Raw genomic sequence first — 17,880 nt, forward strand, 5'->3', positions numbered from 1 at the left:
GCCCCGGCGGGAACGCTGGTGGTCCCCCCCCCCTCATGGGGGGTGTTGGCGTGACCGGACCCTCCGCGGGGCCGGGGCCCGCGGTCCCACGGCCGGGGGCACGGCGCTTCCCACGCGTGACGGGCGGGTGCGCGGGGTGAGGTCCACCCCGCGTACCCGCCCGTCACGGACGTGCGCACGCCCCGGCCGCCGCGTTCCGGCGGTACGGATCAGAGAGTCTGCGCTCCCTGCGCCAGGGCGGGAGCGATGCCCAGCGTGCTCATGTACAGCGACAGCACCAGCTTGCCGATCGCCGGATACGCGCCGAGCGGCTCGGCGCTCGCGCAGTCGGCCTCCTTCGCCGCGGCGTCCAGCAGCCCGTCGGCGACCTCGGGGCCGACCAGATAGGGAGCCACGGCCAGTTGGAGCGAACCGGAACCCCGCAGCTGCTCGGCGATCGCGGCGACGGAACCCTCCACGTCCAGCGCGGCGGCCATCACCGGCACGGCGAGCCGCGCGGCCAGCAGCATGCCCGTGATCCCGGCCGCCTGCACGGCCTCCTCGCCGCCCACCGTGGCCAGCACGATGCCGTCGGCGGCCGTGGCCACCGTGAACAGCCGCGCCCGGTCGGCACGGGCGAGCCCGGCCTCGGAGAGCCGCACGTGCAGGGCCTCGGCGAGCAGCGGGTGCGGGCCGAGCACATCGGTCAGCTCGGCCGGGGCCTTGCTGTCCTCGATCGCGTCGCGTATCCGCTGCACGAGCGCGCCGTCCGGCCCCGCGAGCAGCGGCACCACGACGGCGGCCGGGCCCTCGGGCTCGGCGACCTCGCGGCCCACGGCCAGCGCCTGCTCGTAGCGCGCGGTGCGCTCGGCGGCGGCGTGCGCCAGGGCGGAGGAGAGGGCCGGGTACTCGGCGTCGTCGCCGTCGACGTAGCCGATCAGGGCGTTCAGGCCGGGAAGCTCGGAACGGGCGATGCTGATGACCTCTTCGGCCAGACCGCGGCTGGCCGGGGAGGGGGTGCCGGGCACGGCGAGAACGAGCGCGGCGGCGCCCTCGGGTGCGACCACGGGCTCCGGGCGGCGGTGCCGTCCGGACTGGCGAGGTCGCGGCATTCGTACGGGCAGGCCGGAAGCGGGCCCAGTGGGGGTGCTCATGGCGCCGCATGCTACTGGTTTTGGGTGGCCCGCTGCTCGGGTAGGGCCCGGTCGAGCGTCGTCTGTCCGCCTTTGTCCGATCAGTGCCTTACCGGTCGACTGCCCTGCTCTGTCAGCCCCCTGAGGGTGTGGGTTCCGAGGTGCACGTGGTGACCCGGAGCAGCGTGGGATGCTCCGGCAGTCGCGGACCGCCGGTGGCCAGCGCCCGAGCGAGGAGCGAGGCGCCGGCCAGCGGATCACCCGAACCGGGGACCGCGCGTGCGTGCGGCACCAGGCGGGCCAGTTCCTCGCGCAGCGGGGCGAGCAGCGGCTCCCCGATCCGGAACAGCCCTCCGGTGAGCGCCACTTCGCAGCCCGCGCCGTCCGCCCCGGCCTCGGGGCACACCGCCGCGGCCGCCTCCGCGACGTGGACCGCCGCCTCGCGCAGGATCCCGGCCGCGACCGGGTCGTCCGCCGCGCAGCCGGCCACCTCGGGGGCGAACGAGGCCAGTACCTTGGGCCGGTCGGTGCGCGGATAGAGCAGACCCGGCAGTTCCGCCGCCGGGCCGAACACCGTCTCCAGCCGGGCCAGCAGGGCGGGGGAGCCGCCGCGCCGCCCGTCGTAGGCGCGCATCGCCGCGTCGAGTCCGGCCCGCCCGATCCACGCCCCGCCCCCGCTGTCACCCAGCAGATGCCCCCAGCCGTCCGCCCGCCGCCAGTGCGTCAGGTCCGTGCCGAGCGCGATCAGCCCGGTGCCGGCCGCCACGACCGCGCCGGGCCGCTCACCGACCGCTCCGGCGTATCCGGTGACCGCGTCGGCGGCGAGCGCCAGCCGGCGCACGCCCAGCGTCTTCCCCAGCGCGGCCGGCAGTTCGGCACGGAGACGGTCACCGAGTGTGGCCATGCCGGCCGCCCCGATCGCCGCGGCGGCGATCCGCTTCCCGCCGTGGGCCTCCAGCAGCCCGCGTGCCGCGGGCAGCAACTGCTCCAGGAGATGGGCGGCGTCGATGCCGCCGGGACCGGTCCGCACCGGCTCGGCGCAGTCCGCCGTGGCCAGGGGGACATTCCCGCCCACGGTGCCCAGGGCCACGCGCAGCCCGGAACCGCCGGAGTCGACGCCGAGGACGAACTCCCCGGGCCGGTGTCCGTACGACCCCATGGAGTGGCTCCCCTCGATGCTTGAACGGTGCGATGACGGCGGCAGCCTATCCCTCCGTCGCCGGAGCGAACCGGCGGCACCGGCCGGGGCGTTGCGGTCCGCGCGGGCCCGCCCGGGCCGGCGGGTGGCGGACGCCCGTTACGCCGGTAGGGTGATCACCGTGACAGCACGACCTTTGAACGAAGTGGTGGAGCCCGGCTGGGCCAAGGCGCTGGAGCCCGTGGCGGGACGCGTCGCCGAGATGGGCGACTTCCTGCGCGCGGAGGTCGCGGCCGGCCGCACCTACCTGCCTTCCGGGGCCAACGTCCTGCGCGCCTTCCAGCAGCCGTTCGACGACGTCCGCGTGCTGATCGTCGGTCAGGACCCGTACCCCACCCCCGGCATGGCGATCGGGCTGAGCTTCGCGGTCGCTCCCGAGGTCCGTCAGCTGCCGGGCAGCCTGGAGAACATCTACCGCGAACTCCACAGCGATCTCGGGCTGCCCCGCCCGTCCAACGGCGATCTGACGCCGTGGACGCGCCAGGGCGTGCTGCTGCTCAACAGGGCGCTGACGACCGCGCCCCGTAAGCCCGGCGCCCACCGGGGCAAGGGCTGGGAGGAAGTCACCGAGCAGGCCATCCGCGCGCTGGTCGCGCGCGGGACCCCGCTGGTCTCCATCCTCTGGGGCCGCGACGCCCGGAACCTCCGGCCCTCGCTGGGCGACTACCCGGCTATCGAGTCGGCCCACCCCTCACCGATGTCCGCGGACCGGGGCTTCTTCGGATCGCGTCCCTTCAGCCGGGCCAACGAACTGCTGGAGCGGCAGGGCGCGCAGCCCGTGGACTGGCGCCTGCCCTGATCCGGGGCTCCGGCCCGGTCCGGCTCAGCCGTCCACGGCCGCCGCGCGGACGCACAGCACATCCGGCAGGTGCGAGGCGAGCTGCTGCCAGGTGCCCCCGTCGTCCGCGCTCGCGTACACCTCCCCGTTGCGGTTGCCGAAGTAGATCCCGGCCGGGTCGGCGTCGTCCGTGCAGAGGGCGTCGCGCAGCACCGTGCCGTAGTGGGCGCCCTCGGGCAGGCCGTTCGACAGCGGCTCCCAGCTCGCGCCCGCGTCGGTGGTCCGGAAGACACGGCAGCGGTGCTCGGCCGGGACCCGGTCGGCGTCGGCGTTGATGGGGAAGAGGTACGCGGTGTCCGCCCGGTGCGGGTGCGCCGCCACGGCGAAGCCGAAGTCGGAGGGCAGCCCCGCGCCGATGTCCGTCCAGTGGCCCCCGGCGTCGTCGCTGCGGAACACCCCCCAGTGGTTCTGGAGATAGAGCCGGTCGGGGTCGACCGCGTCCCGGCTGACCTTGTGCACGCACTGGCCGAACTCGGGGTCCGGATCGGGCAGGAACACCGCCGAGACCCCCTTGTTGGCGGGCTCCCAGCTCTCGCCGCCGTCGGCGGTCCGGAACACCCCGGCCGTCGACACGGCGACCGTCACCGCGCGGGGGTCGCGCTCGTCCGTCAGCACGGTGTGCAGACCCTCGCCGCCCCCGCCGGGCACCCACCGGTCACGCGTCGGATGCTCCCAGAGCGGCCGCACCAGCTCGAAGGACTCGCCCCGGTCCCGGGAGCGGAACAGCGCGGCCGGCTCCGTGCCCGCGTACACCACGTCGGGCGCCTCGGGGCCCGCCGGGTGCAGCTGCCAGACCCGCTCCAGGGAGGTCCCGGTGAACTCCGGGAACTTGACGGCCGGTTTCGTCGGCTCGACCCAGCTCGCGCCCAGGTCGTCGGAGTGGAACACGGACGGGCCCCAGTGCGCGCTGTCGCCGCCCACCAGCAGCCGGGGGACGTCCCCGCGGGTGTCGATGCCGATCGAGTAGATCGCCTGGGCGTTGAAATGCGGACCGTCGAACTCCCACGTGCCGCCGCGCCTGCGGCCGATGAAGAGCCCCTTGCGGGTGCCCACGGCGAGCAGAACATTTGTCATGACCGAACCTCCCGAGACGCCGTTGTGCCGGATACGGGCCAGTCTGCACCCCGGCACTGACAGCGCCCCGCAGGACGGCACCGGGCACCGCGCCTTCCTCGGTCCGCGCCCCTCGCCGCCCGGCCCGCGACCGCGCCGGCCGGGCTCAGGAGCCCGGGTGGCCGGCGGTCCGGGTGAGCAGCCGTGTCGGGGAGCCGTCCTCCTCGGTGAGGTCGTCCACGTGGCGGGAGCCGATGCGGTTCGGCAGGGTCGGCGGGGCGGCGTCGTCGCGGCCACCGCGGCGGGGGTTCACGACCGGCCGCCGGGCGCGGCCGTGCTGCTGCGGGTCACCAGGTTGGTGGCCAGGTCGACGCGGGTCGTCGCCGGCTGCCGGCCCCGGCCCAGGTCGAGGACCAGCCGGGCCGCCGTCTCGGCCATCTCGATCAGCGGCTGGCGCACGGTGGTGAGCGGCGGGCCGATCCAGCGGGTGAGCGGGAGGTCGTCGAAGCCGACGACGCTCAGGTCCTCCGGGATGCGCAGTCCCAGCTCGCGCGCGGCCTCGTAGACCCCGAGCGCCTGGAGGTCGTTGCCCGCGAAGACCGCCGTCGGCCGGTCGGGCAGCCGCAGCAGCTCCAGCCCCGCCGTGTACCCGGCCTCGTGCTGGAACTCGCCCTCGCGGAACAGCTCGGGGTCGATCGGCAGCCCGGCGGTCTCCATCGCCGCGCGGTAGCCGTCCACCCGGGCGCGGCTGCACATCATGCGCGAAGGGCCGCTGATCACGCCGATGCGGCGGTGGCCGAGGCCGGTGAGATGACGGGTGGCGGCCAGCCCGCCCTGCCAGTTCGTGGTCCCGACCGAGGGGACGTCGTCGCCCGGGTCGCCGGCCGGGTCCACCACCGCGTACGGGATGCTGCGGCTGGTCAGCTGGGCGCGCTGGGCGGCCGTGAGGTCCGAGAGCACCAGGATCACCCCGACGGGGCGGCGGGCCAGCACCCCGTCCACCCAGGTCTGGCCGGGCGTCAGCCGGCCGGCGCTCTCCGAGAGGACCAGGCTCAGGCCCTCCTCGCGCGCGACGTTCTCCACCCCGCGCACGACTTCCATGGCCCACGCGCTGTCCAGCTCGTGGAAGACCAGATCGATCAGCTGCGACTGGGTGGCGGAGCCGCGTCTGCGGCGGTAGCCGTGGCGCAGCAGCAACTCCTCCACCTTGGTGCGGGTACCCGGGGCGACATCCGCGCGCCCGTTCAGCACCTTCGAAACTGTCGGAGCCGAGACTCCGGCCGCTCGGGCGATTTCCGCCAGGGTGGCAGTGCCTTCCGGCGCGTCGCCGGCCGGCGCGTTCTCCTGATGTGACTGGACGTTTGCGGGGCTCATGGAGGGATCGTAGCTCCCCTCGGCGTCGGGGCAACGTCTCGGTGGGGTCCGGCCAAATACCTTCTCCCACCCTCTTGACGCGCCCGAAACGCGACCGTACGGTTCCGGCAACATTCGGAAGTGGTACCGAAACATTCGACAGAGGTGCGGTCATGCGGTCGGGTATTTTCACTCATGGTTCACGTACGGCGAGATGGACCGCGGCCGGCGCCGCCATGGTCATGGCCGGTCTGCTCGCCGGTTGCGGCTCCGACGGCGGCAGCGGGGGCGGCGGCACCCTCACCGCGTACGTCTACGGCGACGACGCCGTCAAGGTTCAGCAGGCCGCGGTGAAGGAGTTCAACAAGACCTCCGACGTCAAGGTCAAGCTCGTCTCCGTGCCCGGCACCGAGTACGTCAACAAGCTCCGCAGCGCCATGGGCTCCCCGAGCGCGCCCGACATCTTCTTCAACTGGGGCGGCGGCTCCATCAAGCCGTACGTCGACGCGAACCAGCTGGTCGACCTCACCTCCACGGTCAAGAACGACGCCACGCTCAAGAACGGGTTCCTCCCCTCGATCGTCGCCGCCGGCGGCCTCGACGGGAAGACCTACGGCATCCCGATGCGCGGCATGCAGCCCGTGATGCTCTTCTACAACAAGACCCTCTTCGCCGAGAACGGCGTCCAGGTCCCCAAGACCTGGGAGGACCTGCAGAAGGCCATCACCACCTTCAAGGCCAAGGGCATCACGCCGTTCGCCCTCGGCGGCTCCGACAAGTGGCCCGAGCTGATGTGGATGGAGTACCTCCTCGACCGGATCGGCGGCCCCGACGTCTTCCGGAAGATCCAGAACGGCGACAGCTCGGCGTGGGGCGACCCGGCCGTGCTCAAGACGGCGCAGACGGTCAAGCAGCTCGTCGACGACGGAGCCTTCGGCAAGAACTTCAACTCCGTCGACTACGGCAACGGCGGTGCCCCCACTCTGCTCAACAAGGGCAAGGCGGCCATGCACCTGATGGGTTCGTGGGAGTACTCGACGCAGTTGGGCAAGGCGCCGAAGTTCGCCGAGAAGGACCTCGGCTGGACCGCCTTCCCGACCGTGGCCGGAGGCGTCGGGAACCCGGCCAACGTGGTCGGCAACCCCACCAACTACTGGTCGATCAACGCCCGCACCAAGCACAAGGACGCCGCCATAGCCTTCCTGAAGGCCATGGCCGCCGAGTCCTACAGCAAGGCCCTGATCGACAACGGTGACGTCCCCACCACGTCCAACGCCGCGTCGATGCTCAACTCCTCGCCGAACCCGCAGTTCGCCAACGACCAGTACACGATGGTCCAGAAGGCGCCCGACTTCACGCTCTCCTGGGACCAGGCCCTGGAGTCGAAGATCGCCACCCCGCTGCTCACCGAGATCAGCAAGCTGTTCGCCGGCAAGTCCACGCCCGAGCAGTTCGTCGCCGCGATGAAGGCCGTCAAGTAACGATGTCCCAGCTCTCCACGTACAGGAAGGTGCGCGGAGGAGGAAGGGCGGCCGCCGGCAGCGTCGGCCGCCCTTCGGTCGCCTGGGCCCTGCCCGGCATCCTCTTCTTCGCGCTCTTCGCGATCGTCCCGCTGGCGATCGCCGCCTATCTCTCCTTCTGCCACTGGGACGGGCTGAACTCCCCGACCCTCACCGGCGCGGACAACTGGACCCGGCTGTTCAAGGACCCGGAGTTCCGCCAGGCGGCCTGGCTCAGCCTGCTGCTCACCACCATCAGCTGGGCCTTCCAGACCCCGGTGGCCCTGCTGCTCGGCGTCTGGGCGGCGGGCAGGCAGCGCAGCCGGGCCGTGCTCTCCGCGATCTTCTTCATCCCGCTGCTGCTGTCCACCACGGCCATCGCGATGCTCTTCCACGCGCTGCTCGACCCCAACTTCGGTGTGATCAACGCGATCGGACCGTGGATCGGCGTCGACCCCAACATCATGGGCTCGTCCAACGGGGCGCTGCTCACCGTGGCCTTCGTCGGCGGCTGGCAGTTCATGCCGTTCCACACCCTGATCTACCAGGGCGGAACCCGGCAGATCCCCCAGGTGCTCTACCAGGCGGCGGAGATCGACGGCGCCGGCATGCTCCGGCAGTTCTTCCACATCACGCTGCCGCAGCTCCGCCACACCATCACGACCTCCTCGGTCCTGATGATCGTGGGCTCGCTGACCTACTTCGACACCGTGCTGATCATGACCAAGGGCGGGCCCGGCACGGACACCACCGTGCTGCCGTACCTGATGTACCGGACCGGTTTCCAGACCTACGACCTCGGCTACGCGGCGGCGATCGCCACCGCCCTGGTCGTCGTGGCCACAGCGCTGTCGCTGATCCTGGTCCGCTTCAGCGGCTTCGGGAACATGCGGTCCACCCGGGAAGGTATGTGACGAGATGTCGACCGACACCCGCCCCGCGCCGCGCCTCGCGTCGCCCGTGACCCGCAGCCGGACCGCGGCCGCCGCGCGCCGCCGCCGCTGGGGCAACCCCCTGGCCGGCCTCGGCTCCCTGGTCTGGCTCGTGATCGTGGCCGTACCGCTCTACACCCTCGTCTCCGCCTCCCTGATGCACCAGGACCAGGCGTTGAACGGCGACCCGCTGGCCCTTCCGACGGACCCGACGCTCGACAACTACCGCACGGTGCTGGACAGCGGCTTCTCCTCGATGCTGCTCAACACGGCGATCGTCGCCGTGGTCACCGTGGCGATCGTCCTGGTGCTCGCGGTCCCCGTCGCCTATGTCGCGGTACGGACCCGCAGCCGGCTCTCCGGGCTGGCCTTCCGCACCTTCCTGCTCGGTGTCGCCATTCCGGCGCAGGCCGTGATCGTGCCGCTCTACCTGCTGATCAGCAAGCTGGGCCTGTACGACAGCCTGCCGGCGATCATCCTGCCGACCGCCGCCTTCGCGATGCCGGTCGCGGTCCTGATCCTCAGCGGCACCATGCGCGACGTCTCCGAGGAGATGTACGAGGCCATGGCGCTCGACGGCGCGTCGCCGCTGCGGATGCTGTGGCAGCTCGCCATCCCGATGTCCAAGGGCGGCATCAGCACCGTGGCCATCTACACGGCGCTCCAGGCGTGGAACGGCTTCCTGTTCCCGCTGATCCTGACGCAGTCGGAGGAGAACCGGGTCCTGACCCTCGGCCTGTTCAACTTCATGTCCCAGTTCGGGGTGAACATCCCCGCCGTGCTGGCCGCGATCGTGCTCTCGGTCGTGCCGATCTTCGCCGTGTACCTCGTGGCGCGCAAGGCGCTGGTCAACGGACTGATGGGGGTGGGCGGCAAGTAGAGACCCACGCCGCCCCGCACCACCGTACTCATGAGAGGAACCCCTGCCCCCATGGCAATCCCCGCTGTCCCGCATGCCCGCTCCACACCGGACCCGGCCGTCGACGGCCCGTGGCGCGATCCGTCCCGCACCCCCGAGGAGCGGGTGGCCGATCTGATCCCCCGGATGACCCTGGAGGAGAAGGCCGCCCAGCTGTACGGCATCTGGGTCGGCGCCGACGCCGACGGCGACGGGGTCGCCCCCCACCAGAACGACATGGTCGACCCCGTCGACTGGGACGCGCTGACCCCCCGGGGCCTCGGCCAGCTCACCCGCCCCTTCGGCACCGCCCCCGTCGACCCCGGCCTCGGGGCACTCGCCCTGGCCCGCGCCCAGAGCCGCATCGCCGAGGCCGGCCGCTTCGGCATCCCGGCCCTGGCCCACGAGGAGTGCCTGGCCGGCTTCACCGCCTGGGGCGCCACCGCCTACCCCGTGCCCCTGTCGTGGGGCGCGGCCTGGAACCCGGAGCTGGTGGCCGAGATGGCCCGCCGGATCGGTGCCGACATGCGCGCCGTCGGTATCCACCAGGGCCTCGCCCCCGTCCTGGACGTCGTCCGCGACCTGCGCTGGGGCCGGGTGGAGGAGACCATCGGCGAGGACCCCTATCTCGTCGGCACCCTCGGCACCGCCTATGTCCGCGGACTGGAGTCCGCCGGCATCGTCGCCACCCTCAAGCACTTCGCCGGATACGCGGCCTCTGCCGGAGCCCGCAACCTCTCTCCGGTGCGCGCCGGCGTCCGAGAGATGGCCGACGTGATCCTGCCGCCCTTCGAGATGGCGCTGTTGGAGGGCGGTGCGCGCTCGGTCATGCACTCGTACGCGGAGATCGACGGGGTGCCCGCGGCCGCCGACCCGGAGCTGCTGACCCAACTGCTCCGGGACACCTGGGGATTCACCGGGACCGTGGTCGCCGACTACTTCGGCATCGGCTTCCTGGAGACCCTGCACAAGGTCGCCGCCGACCGGGCCGGCGCCGCCCGGCTCGCCCTGGCCGCGGGCGTGGACGTCGAACTGCCCACCGTCCGCAGCTACGGCGACGTCCTGGTCGCCGCCGTGCGTGAGGGGGCCGTCGACGAGGAGCTGGTCGACCGCGCGCTGCGCCGCGTCCTGCTCCAGAAGTGCGAGCTGGGCCTGCTGGACCCCGACTGGTCGCCGCTGCCCGCCGCCCTGGAGGACACCGACCCCGCCCGGGCCCGCGAACGGGTCGACCTGGATCCGCCGGAGAACCGGGCGCTGGCCCGCGAACTCGCCGAACAGGCCTGTGTGCTGCTCGCCAACCCCGGGGGCACGCTGCCGCTGCGCGCCCCCGGACGGATCGCCGTCGTCGGGCCGCGCGCGGACGACGCGCTGGCCATGCTCGGCTGCTACTCCTTCCCCAGCCATGTCGGGGTCTCGCACCCCGAGAGCAGCATGGGGATCGACGTCCCGACCGTGCTGGAGGCCGTCCGCGCGGAGTTCCCGGACGCGGGCGTCGGCTTCGCCGGGGGCTGCGCGGTGGACGGCACCGACACCTCCGGTTTCGCGGAGGCGGTCCGGCTGGCCGAGGACGCCGACGTCTGCGTCGCCGTGCTCGGTGACCGGGCGGGGCTCTTCGGCCGGGGGACCTCCGGCGAGGGCTGCGACGCGGCCGACCTCGCGCTGCCCGGTGTCCAGGGCGAACTGCTCGACGCCCTGCTGGCCACCGGAACGCCGGTGGTGCTGGTGATGCTGACGGGCCGCCCCTACGGGCTCGGGCCGTGGGCGGACCGGACCGCCGCCGTCGTCCAGGCGTTCTTCCCCGGTGAGGAGGGCGGTCCGGCGCTGGCCGGGGTGCTCTCCGGCCGGGTCAACCCCTCGGGCCGGCTCCCGGTGGGCGTGCCGCGCGGGGCGGGCGGGCAGCCGTGGACGTATCTGCAGCCGCCGCTGGGGCTGGCGAGCGGGGTCAGCAGTCTGGACCCGACGCCGCTCTACCCCTTCGGCCACGGTCTGACGTACACCACCTTCGCGTGGGAGGGCGACGATCCGGAGCCCGCCGAGCTGCCCACCGACGGCTCCGCCGACGTGGAGATCACGGTCCGCAACACCGGGGACCGCGAGGGAGCCGAGGTGGTGCAGCTCTACCTCCACGACCCGGTCGCCCAGACCACCCGTCCCCAGGCGCGGCTGATCGGCTACGCCCGGGTCCCGCTCGCCGCCGGCGCCGCCGCCCGGGTGCGGTTCGGCTTCCACGCCGATCTGGCCTCGTTCACCGGGGTCGGGGGCCGCAAGGTCGTCGAACCGGGCGAGCTGGAGCTGAGGCTGGCCGCCTCCAGCGACGCTTCCGCGGTCCGCCGGACCGTACGGCTGCGGCTGACCGGGCCGGAACGCGTCGTCGACCACCGGCGCCGCCTGGTCTGCGGTGTCTCGGTCGAGCCCCTTCCCGTCGCGGAGCCCGCCGCGAACTGACCGGCCGGGCACCGGCCCCTGCGTAGCACCCCTCGTGTGGACCTCCCCGCCCCCGCCGGCCTTTTCGCCGGATGCGGGGAGGTCCACGAAACTTTCGAAACACCTTCATCGAACGTGCGCCGATCCCGCTACCCAGGGTCCGGGACGGCGCGTCCAGCGAAAGGGATGTGTCATGCGCAAGTCAATCCGGGCGGGTCTGGTCGGCACCGCCGCCGCGGCCCTCCTCGTCTCCTCCTTCACCCTCGACGCCTCGGCCGCGCCCGAGCCCTCCGCCGAGCCCTCCGCCGCGCGGGTCACGCCGAAGCCGCCCGCCGCCGACACCCTCGGAAGCCTCGGCCGGCGGGCCGGACTGCGCGTCGGCACGGCGGTGGACATGGACGCCCTGGCCACCGACGCCCCCTACCGGGCCCGCGCGGCGAGCGAGTTCACCTCCGTCACCCCCGAGAACGTCATGAAGTGGGAGGTCGTGGAACCCCGGCGCGGCAGCTACGACTGGAGCGCCGCCGACGCGCTCGTCGACTTCGCCCGGAGCAACGGCCAGCTGGTGCGCGGCCACACCCTGGTCTGGCACAGCCAGCTGCCCGCCTGGCTCACCGAGGGCGACTTCGGCGCCGACGAGCTGCGCGCCCTGCTGCGCAAGCACATCACCGACCAGGCGAGCCACTTCAAGGGCCGCATCTGGCAGTGGGACGTCGTCAACGAGGCGTTCAACGAGGACGGCACCCTGCGTGACAGCCTCTGGCTGCGCACCCTGGGGCCCGGCTACATCGCGGACGCCTTCCGCTGGGCCCACCGGGCCGACCCCAAGGCCAAGCTGTACATCAACGACTACAACATCGAGGGCGTCAACGCGAAGAGCACCGCTCTCCACCGCCTGGTCGCCGACCTGCGCGCCCAGGGCGTGCCCATCGACGGCGTCGGCATCCAGGGCCACCTCTCCGTCCGGTACAACGCGCCGCACGACATCGCCGCCAACATGAAGCGGTTCGACGACCTCGGACTGGAGACCGCGATCACCGAGGCCGACGTCCGCGTCCCGATGCCCGTGGACAGCACGAAGCAGGAGGCGCAGGCCGAGGGATACGACGTCCTGCTGCGCGGCTGCCTGCTCACCCGGCACTGCACCGACTTCACGGTGTGGGGCTTCACCGACCGCTACTCCTGGGTCCCCGACGTCTTCGAGGGCGAGGGCGCGGCCAACCTCCTCGACGAGAACGACGTTCCCAAGCCCGCGTACCAGGCGCTCACCGAGGACCTGAAGCTCGCCGCCGGCCGGAAGTGAGGGAGGCATCCGCATGAGCGACGACAGCGTTCCGCGCACTCCCAGCCGCAGGGCCGCGCTCGGGCTCGGACTCGGGCTCACCGCCCTGGCCGCCACCCCGCTCGGCTCCCTCACCGGACTCGCGGCGGAGGCGTCCGCCATCGGGCACGGACCGGCCGCCGAGCCGACCGACCCGGGCGCGTACGTCACCTTCACCCCCGGGAGGGGCACCTTCCCCCTGGCCGGGAACGGGCGCGCCACCCCGATGCTGGTCAGTGACCGCGACTGGCCCGGCGTGGTGCGGGTCGCGGGGGACCTGCGCGACGACATCGAACGGGTCACCGGCATCCGCCCCGCCCTGGCGCACACCGCCGTGCCCGGGGCCCGCGAGATCACCGTCATCGGCACCCTGGGCCGCAGCCCCCTGATCGACGACCTCGTCGCCCGGGGCAAGCTGGACGTGACCGGTCTGCGGGGTGCCTGGGAGACCAGCCTCCAGACCGTCGTCGAGCACCCGTTGCCCGGCGTCGACCGGGCCTTCGTGATCGCGGGCAGCGACCAGCGGGGCACGATCTACGGCGCGTACGACGTCTCGCGCGGCATCGGCGTCTCGCCCTGGTACTGGTGGGACGACGTGCGGCCCGTGCACCGCGACCGGATCCACATACGCCCCGGCCGGCACACCCAGGGCACCCCCGCCGTGAAGTACCGGGGCTTCTTCATCAACGACGAGAACCCGGCGCTCGGCACCTGGGCCCCCGGCTACTTCGGCCCCGGCAAGGCACCCGGCTTCGAGGGCGGCTTCAACGCCGCCTTCTACGCCAAGGTCTTCGAGGTGATGCTGCGCCTGAAGGCCAACTACCTCTGGCCGGCCGTCTGGGGACGCGCCTTCGCCGAGGACGACCCGCTCAACCACGCCACCGCCAAGGCGTACGGCGTCGTCATGGGCACCTCGCACGAGGCCCCGATGATGCGCGGCATCGAGGAGTGGAACCGCCACGCCGTCCCCGCCGTGCGCGACGGCGACGGCACGATCGTCACACCCGGCCACGACCCCTACGGCGGCACCGGCGAATGGTCCTTCCGCCGCAACGCCGAGGCGATCAAGGCGTACTGGGCCGAGGGCATCCGGCGGATGCGCGACGAGGACTTCGAAGGCGTCGTCACCCTCGGCATGCGCGGCAACGGCGACGTCAGCCTCCCCGACGGCGACGGCATCGAGCTGATGACCGAGATCATCGCCACCCAGCGGCAGATCCTCGCCGAGGTGTCCGGCAGGGACGTCACCACGATTCCGCAGGTCTGGACGCTCTACAAGGAGGTCCAGCGCTACTGGGACCGGGGACTGCGGGTCCCCGACGACGTCACGGTCGTCCTCACCGACGACAACTGGGCCAACATCCGCAAGCTGCCCGACCCCCGCGAGGGCGCCCGCGCCGGCGGCTACGGGCTCTACTACCACTTCGACTACGTCGGCGTCGGCCGCAACTACAAGTGGGTCGACACCGCCTCCCTGCCCAACCTCTGGGACCAGCTCCACCAGTGCGCCGCCTACGGCAACCGCGGTCTGTGGGTCGCCAACGTCGGCGATCTCAAGGGCAACGAACTGCCCACCCAGTTCTTCCTGGACTACGCCTGGAACCCCGGCCGGTGGACCCTGGACCGGCTGCCGGAGTGGGAGCAGGGCTTCGCCCGGCAGAACTTCGGCGAGCGGAAGGCCGCCGAGATCGCCGCCGTGCTGAACGCCTACGCCCGCCTCCAGTCGCGCCGCAAGCCCGAACTCCTCAACCGGAAGATCACCCTGGACCCGGCCAAGGACCCCGCCCACGACTCCTCCGCGATCGTGTACGACGACGAGGCGACCCCGTTCAGCCTCGTCGACTACCGCGAGCTGGAGCGCGTCACCGAGGAGTGGCGCCTCCTCGGCGCCGAGGCCGAACGCGTCGGCCGCGGTCTGCCGGCGTCCGCCCAGGACGCGTGGTACGAACTGGTCGGCTACGAGGTCACGGCGACGGCCAACCTGTACGCGCTGCGCGAGGCCGAGTTCACCAACCTGCACTACGCCGGACAGGGCCGCGCCCGCACCAACGCCCTCGCGGACGCCGCCGAGGCCCGGCTCGCCGACGACCTGGCCCTGGCCGACCGCTTCAACACCCGTGTCGCGGGCGGGAAGTGGAAGGGCTTCCAGACCCAGCCGCACATCGACTACGGAGACGTCGCCCGCTACGGGCCCAACGCTCCCTGGCAGCAGCCCGAAATCGACAACGTCGCGATCAAGGACGTGCTCTTCCCCGCAGTCCGGCGCATCGACCTGCCCGCCGCCGCCGAGATGGGCGTGGCCGTGGACGGCTCCGCGCACTGGTGGCCCCGCGAGCCGGGCCGCCCCGTGCTGCCGGTCTTCAGCCCGTACCAGAGCCAGCCCGCCCAGTACATCGAGGTGTTCAACCGGGGCCGGGCCCCGTTCGACTACCGGGTGCGCACCGGAGCCCCCTGGCTGCGGGCGGACCGCGTCCGGGGCCGGGTCACCGACCAGGACCGGATCACCCTGCGCGTCGACTGGGACCGCGCCCCGCGGGGGACCACCGAGGTGCCGGTCACCGTCACCGGGCCGGATGGCCACGAGGTCGTCGTCACGGCGGTCGTCGAGCGGCCCGCGCTCCCCGGAGGGCGGCCGGAGGGCTTCGTGGAGGCCAACGGCTACGTCTCCATCGAGGCCGACCACGTCACCCGGGCCGTCGGCGGCCGGGGCATCACCTGGCGGCGCCTGCCGGGCATCGGCCGGACCGGCGCGGGCATGGAGCCCTTCCCGGTCACCGCCGCCCGCCAGGTGCCCGGCGGCCGGGGACCGAGGCTGGAGTACCGGGTCACCCTCTTCACCACCGGACCGGTCACCGTCCACGCGTACCTCTCGCCCCGCAACAACCCGCTGCCGACCGACGGGCTGACCTACGCCGTCTCCTTCGACGACGACGCCCCGCAGTCGGTGAACGTCACGCGGACGACCGGGGCCGACGACGGCACGATGAACCCGCAGTGGGCCCGCCACACCTCCGACAACGTCAACGTCACCAGCACCGTGCACCGCATCGGCGAGGCCGGCGTCCATGTGCTGAAATTCTGGATGGTCGATCCGACGGTGGTGCTGCAGAACCTGGTGATCGACACCGGCGGCCTCAAGCCCAGCTATCTGGGCCCGCCGGAGAGCCTCCGGCTGCGCTGAGCCGGGGGACCGGGCACGGAGGAGAACAGAACGATGACGAGCTGGAACGACCACGACGCGGTGGCCGGGGATCTGGAGATCACCCCCGAGGGCACCGGGGTGCGGATCCGCGCCGTGACGGCGTCGGGGGCGTTCTCGCTCGTCTGCTCACCCGACCGGGCCCGGGAACTGGCCGCCGCGCTCGGCGCCGCGGCCGAGGAGGCGGAGTCCGCGCGCACGGCCGACCGGGTCACCGTCCGCGCGGACGGGCTGCGCCGGGGCGATGTGCGCGACGGCGAGCGCGCCATGACGGTGGACTCCGTCCGGGTCGACGGGGCCACCGTCCACATCGCCTGGAAGTCGGGCGCGGGGCGCGGCTGGAGCCAGTCCTACGACGCCGACGCCCCGATCGTGCTGCGCCGCAGGGGAGCGGACCCCGCCGCCTGACCCCGGGCCGCCGTGCGACGCCGGGGGAGCGGGCGCACCCTGGAGAGGTAGCTCCCGGAGGTGAGCGCCATGACCCAGACGGCTGTCGGATGGCACATCGAGCTCGAATTCGAGGAGGACACCCAGCGCACCCGTGCGGCAGCGCTCGTGCGGCTGTCGGACGGGACCGAGGTACGCGCCCACGGCTACGCCAGCCGGCACCCCGCCGACGCCCGCCAGCCCCGGGTCGGCGAGGAGATCGCGGGGGCCCGCGCCCTCAACGAACTCGCGATGAAGCTTCTGACCAAGGCCCACGACGAGATCGACGAGGCGTCGGGGCGCACTTCGTACCCGCTGACCTGAGGAAATCCGCGCAACGGGGGCAGGGTCGCGCCGGGCTGTCGCGCCTGCCGCTTGGTACGAGAGGCTTCGTAATTTGACGAGCGTCGTAGTACGGGATGTATCGTACTAGCGATCCTTTCCGGCCCGTCGATGCGGAGTCTGTCGTGAGTGCCCTGTTCGAGCCGTACACCCTGAGGTCGCTGGTCGTGCCCAACCGGGTGTGGATGGCGCCCATGTGCCAGTACAGCGCGGCCCCCGAGGGGCCCGACGCGGGCGTCCCGACCGACTGGCACTTCACCCACCTCGCCGCCCGTGCCGCCGGCGGCACCGGTCTGATCCTCGCCGAGGCGACGGCGGTCAGCCCCGAGGGGCGGATCAGCCCGAACGACCTAGGCCTCTGGAACGACACCCAGGCCGCCGCCTTCCGCCGGATCACCGACTTCGTCAAGGCGCAGGGTGCGGTGATCGGCATCCAGCTCGGACACGCCGGCCGCAAGGCCTCCGTCGCCGCGCCCTGGAAGGGCGGCGCGCCCGTCGGCCCCGAGGCGCACGGCTGGACGCCCGTCGCCCCGAGTCCGCTGCCCTTCGACGAGGGTCACCACGTCCCGCACGAGCTGACCGTCGAGGAGATCCAGCGGGTCGTGGACGACTTCCGCGAGGCCGCGCGCCGCGCGCTCGCCGCGGGCTTCCAGGTCGTCGAGGTGCACGGCGCCCACGGCTACCTCATCGGCCAGTTCCTCTCGCCGCACAGCAACCACCGCACCGACGCCTACGGCGGCAGCTACGAGAACCGCACCCGCTTCGCGCTCCAGGTCGTGGACGCCGTACGCGAGGTGTGGCCGGACGACCTGCCGGTCTTCTTCCGTATCTCCGCCACGGACTGGCTCAGCGAGAACGCCGACGACGCGCGCGAGGGCTGGACCGCCGACGAGACGGTGCGCTTCGCGGAGGAGCTGCGCGCCCACGGCGTCGACCTGCTCGACGTCTCCACCGGCGGCAACGCTCCCCACGCCCGCATCGCGACCGGCCCCGGCTACCAGGTGCCCTTCGCCGAGCGCGTGAAGCGCGAGACCTCGCTCCCGGTCGCCGCCGTCGGTCTCATCACCGACCCCCAGCAGGCCGAGAAGATCCTCGCCGAGGGCCGCGCCGACGCCGTCCTCCTCGGCCGCGAACTGCTGCGCAACCCGTCCTGGGCCTGGCACGCTGCCGCCGGGCTGAACGTCCGGGGCCGCGCCCCGGAGCAGTACGCCTACGCGATCTGACCCTGTCGGCAGGGCCCCCGCCCCCGTCGCGCCTCCCCGCCGGAGAGCGTGGCGGGGGTCCG

15 protein-coding genes are annotated in these 17,880 nt (G+C 72.9%); 10 read left to right on the forward strand and 5 right to left on the reverse strand.

Annotated elements, in window-relative coordinates:
- Window positions 1–209: 209 nt before the first annotated feature.
- Together ACWCXC_RS34320 and ACWCXC_RS34325 are read right to left on the reverse strand one after the other, a co-directional pair.
- The gene (locus ACWCXC_RS34320; protein WP_450683521.1) at window positions 210–1,133 is read right to left on the reverse strand and encodes a sirohydrochlorin chelatase; all 924 of its coding nucleotides are present in this window, start codon (window positions 1,131–1,133) and stop codon (window positions 210–212) included.
- Window positions 1,134–1,245: 112 nt separating this feature from the next.
- Window positions 1,246–2,271 (reverse strand): N-acetylglucosamine kinase, encoded by a 1,026-nt coding sequence (locus ACWCXC_RS34325; RefSeq protein ID WP_450891530.1) that lies wholly within the window; start codon window positions 2,269–2,271, stop codon window positions 1,246–1,248.
- 160 nt (window positions 2,272–2,431) lie between these two features.
- On the opposite strand from ACWCXC_RS34325, the gene ACWCXC_RS34330 reads away from it, so the two are divergent.
- Window positions 2,432–3,109, forward strand: a complete 678-nt coding sequence (locus tag ACWCXC_RS34330) for a uracil-DNA glycosylase (protein ID WP_450683523.1) — start codon at window positions 2,432–2,434, stop codon at window positions 3,107–3,109.
- Window positions 3,110–3,133: 24 nt separating this feature from the next.
- Here ACWCXC_RS34330 and ACWCXC_RS34335 read toward each other — a convergent pair whose 3' ends face one another.
- The 3 genes from ACWCXC_RS34335 to ACWCXC_RS34345 form a co-directional block, all read right to left on the reverse strand.
- A complete protein-coding gene (locus ACWCXC_RS34335) occupies window positions 3,134–4,222 on the reverse strand; it encodes a WD40/YVTN/BNR-like repeat-containing protein (protein ID WP_450891531.1) in 1,089 nt (362 codons plus the stop codon).
- Between the two features lie 145 nt (window positions 4,223–4,367).
- Window positions 4,368–4,514 carry a hypothetical protein gene (locus ACWCXC_RS34340; RefSeq protein WP_450891532.1) on the reverse strand — a complete coding sequence of 49 codons (147 nt, stop codon included), beginning with the start codon at window positions 4,512–4,514 and terminating at the stop codon, window positions 4,368–4,370.
- The gene (locus ACWCXC_RS34345) at window positions 4,511–5,575 is read right to left on the reverse strand and encodes a LacI family DNA-binding transcriptional regulator (RefSeq protein ID WP_385109044.1); all 1,065 of its coding nucleotides are present in this window, start codon (window positions 5,573–5,575) and stop codon (window positions 4,511–4,513) included. Before ACWCXC_RS34345 ends, ACWCXC_RS34340 begins: the two co-directional genes overlap by 4 nt.
- Window positions 5,576–5,790: 215 nt before the next feature.
- On the opposite strand from ACWCXC_RS34345, the gene ACWCXC_RS34350 reads away from it, so the two are divergent.
- From ACWCXC_RS34350 to ACWCXC_RS34390, 9 genes are all read left to right on the forward strand, one after another.
- On the forward strand, window positions 5,791–7,035 hold the full coding sequence (locus ACWCXC_RS34350) for an extracellular solute-binding protein (protein ID WP_450683566.1): 1,245 nt from the start codon (window positions 5,791–5,793) through the stop codon (window positions 7,033–7,035).
- Between the two features lie 2 nt (window positions 7,036–7,037).
- On the forward strand, window positions 7,038–7,967 hold the full coding sequence (locus ACWCXC_RS34355) for a carbohydrate ABC transporter permease (RefSeq protein WP_450683526.1): 930 nt from the start codon (window positions 7,038–7,040) through the stop codon (window positions 7,965–7,967).
- 4 nt (window positions 7,968–7,971) lie between these two features.
- The gene (locus ACWCXC_RS34360) at window positions 7,972–8,865 is read left to right on the forward strand and encodes a carbohydrate ABC transporter permease (protein WP_450683527.1); all 894 of its coding nucleotides are present in this window, start codon (window positions 7,972–7,974) and stop codon (window positions 8,863–8,865) included.
- 51 nt (window positions 8,866–8,916) lie between these two features.
- Window positions 8,917–11,328 (forward strand): beta-xylosidase/alpha-l-arabinosidase, encoded by a 2,412-nt coding sequence (locus ACWCXC_RS34365; RefSeq protein ID WP_450683528.1) that lies wholly within the window; start codon window positions 8,917–8,919, stop codon window positions 11,326–11,328.
- A 172-nt stretch (window positions 11,329–11,500) separates the two neighbouring features.
- Window positions 11,501–12,610: an endo-1,4-beta-xylanase gene (locus ACWCXC_RS34370; RefSeq protein WP_450683529.1), complete on the forward strand. Its 1,110-nt coding sequence runs from the start codon at window positions 11,501–11,503 to the stop codon at window positions 12,608–12,610.
- Between the two features lie 13 nt (window positions 12,611–12,623).
- Window positions 12,624–15,809 (forward strand): glycosyl hydrolase 115 family protein, encoded by a 3,186-nt coding sequence (locus ACWCXC_RS34375; protein ID WP_450891533.1) that lies wholly within the window; start codon window positions 12,624–12,626, stop codon window positions 15,807–15,809.
- Between the two features lie 33 nt (window positions 15,810–15,842).
- Window positions 15,843–16,235: a hypothetical protein gene (locus ACWCXC_RS34380; RefSeq protein ID WP_450891534.1), complete on the forward strand. Its 393-nt coding sequence runs from the start codon at window positions 15,843–15,845 to the stop codon at window positions 16,233–16,235.
- A 69-nt stretch (window positions 16,236–16,304) separates the two neighbouring features.
- On the forward strand, window positions 16,305–16,577 hold the full coding sequence (locus tag ACWCXC_RS34385; RefSeq protein WP_383636940.1) for a DUF1876 domain-containing protein: 273 nt from the start codon (window positions 16,305–16,307) through the stop codon (window positions 16,575–16,577).
- 143 nt (window positions 16,578–16,720) lie between these two features.
- Complete coding sequence (locus ACWCXC_RS34390) at window positions 16,721–17,818, forward strand: NADH:flavin oxidoreductase/NADH oxidase (protein ID WP_450891535.1); 1,098 nt, start codon at window positions 16,721–16,723, stop codon at window positions 17,816–17,818.
- The last annotated feature ends 62 nt before the right edge of the window (window positions 17,819–17,880 follow it).

It is taken from the genome of Streptomyces sp. NPDC001515, from assembly GCF_053597115.1.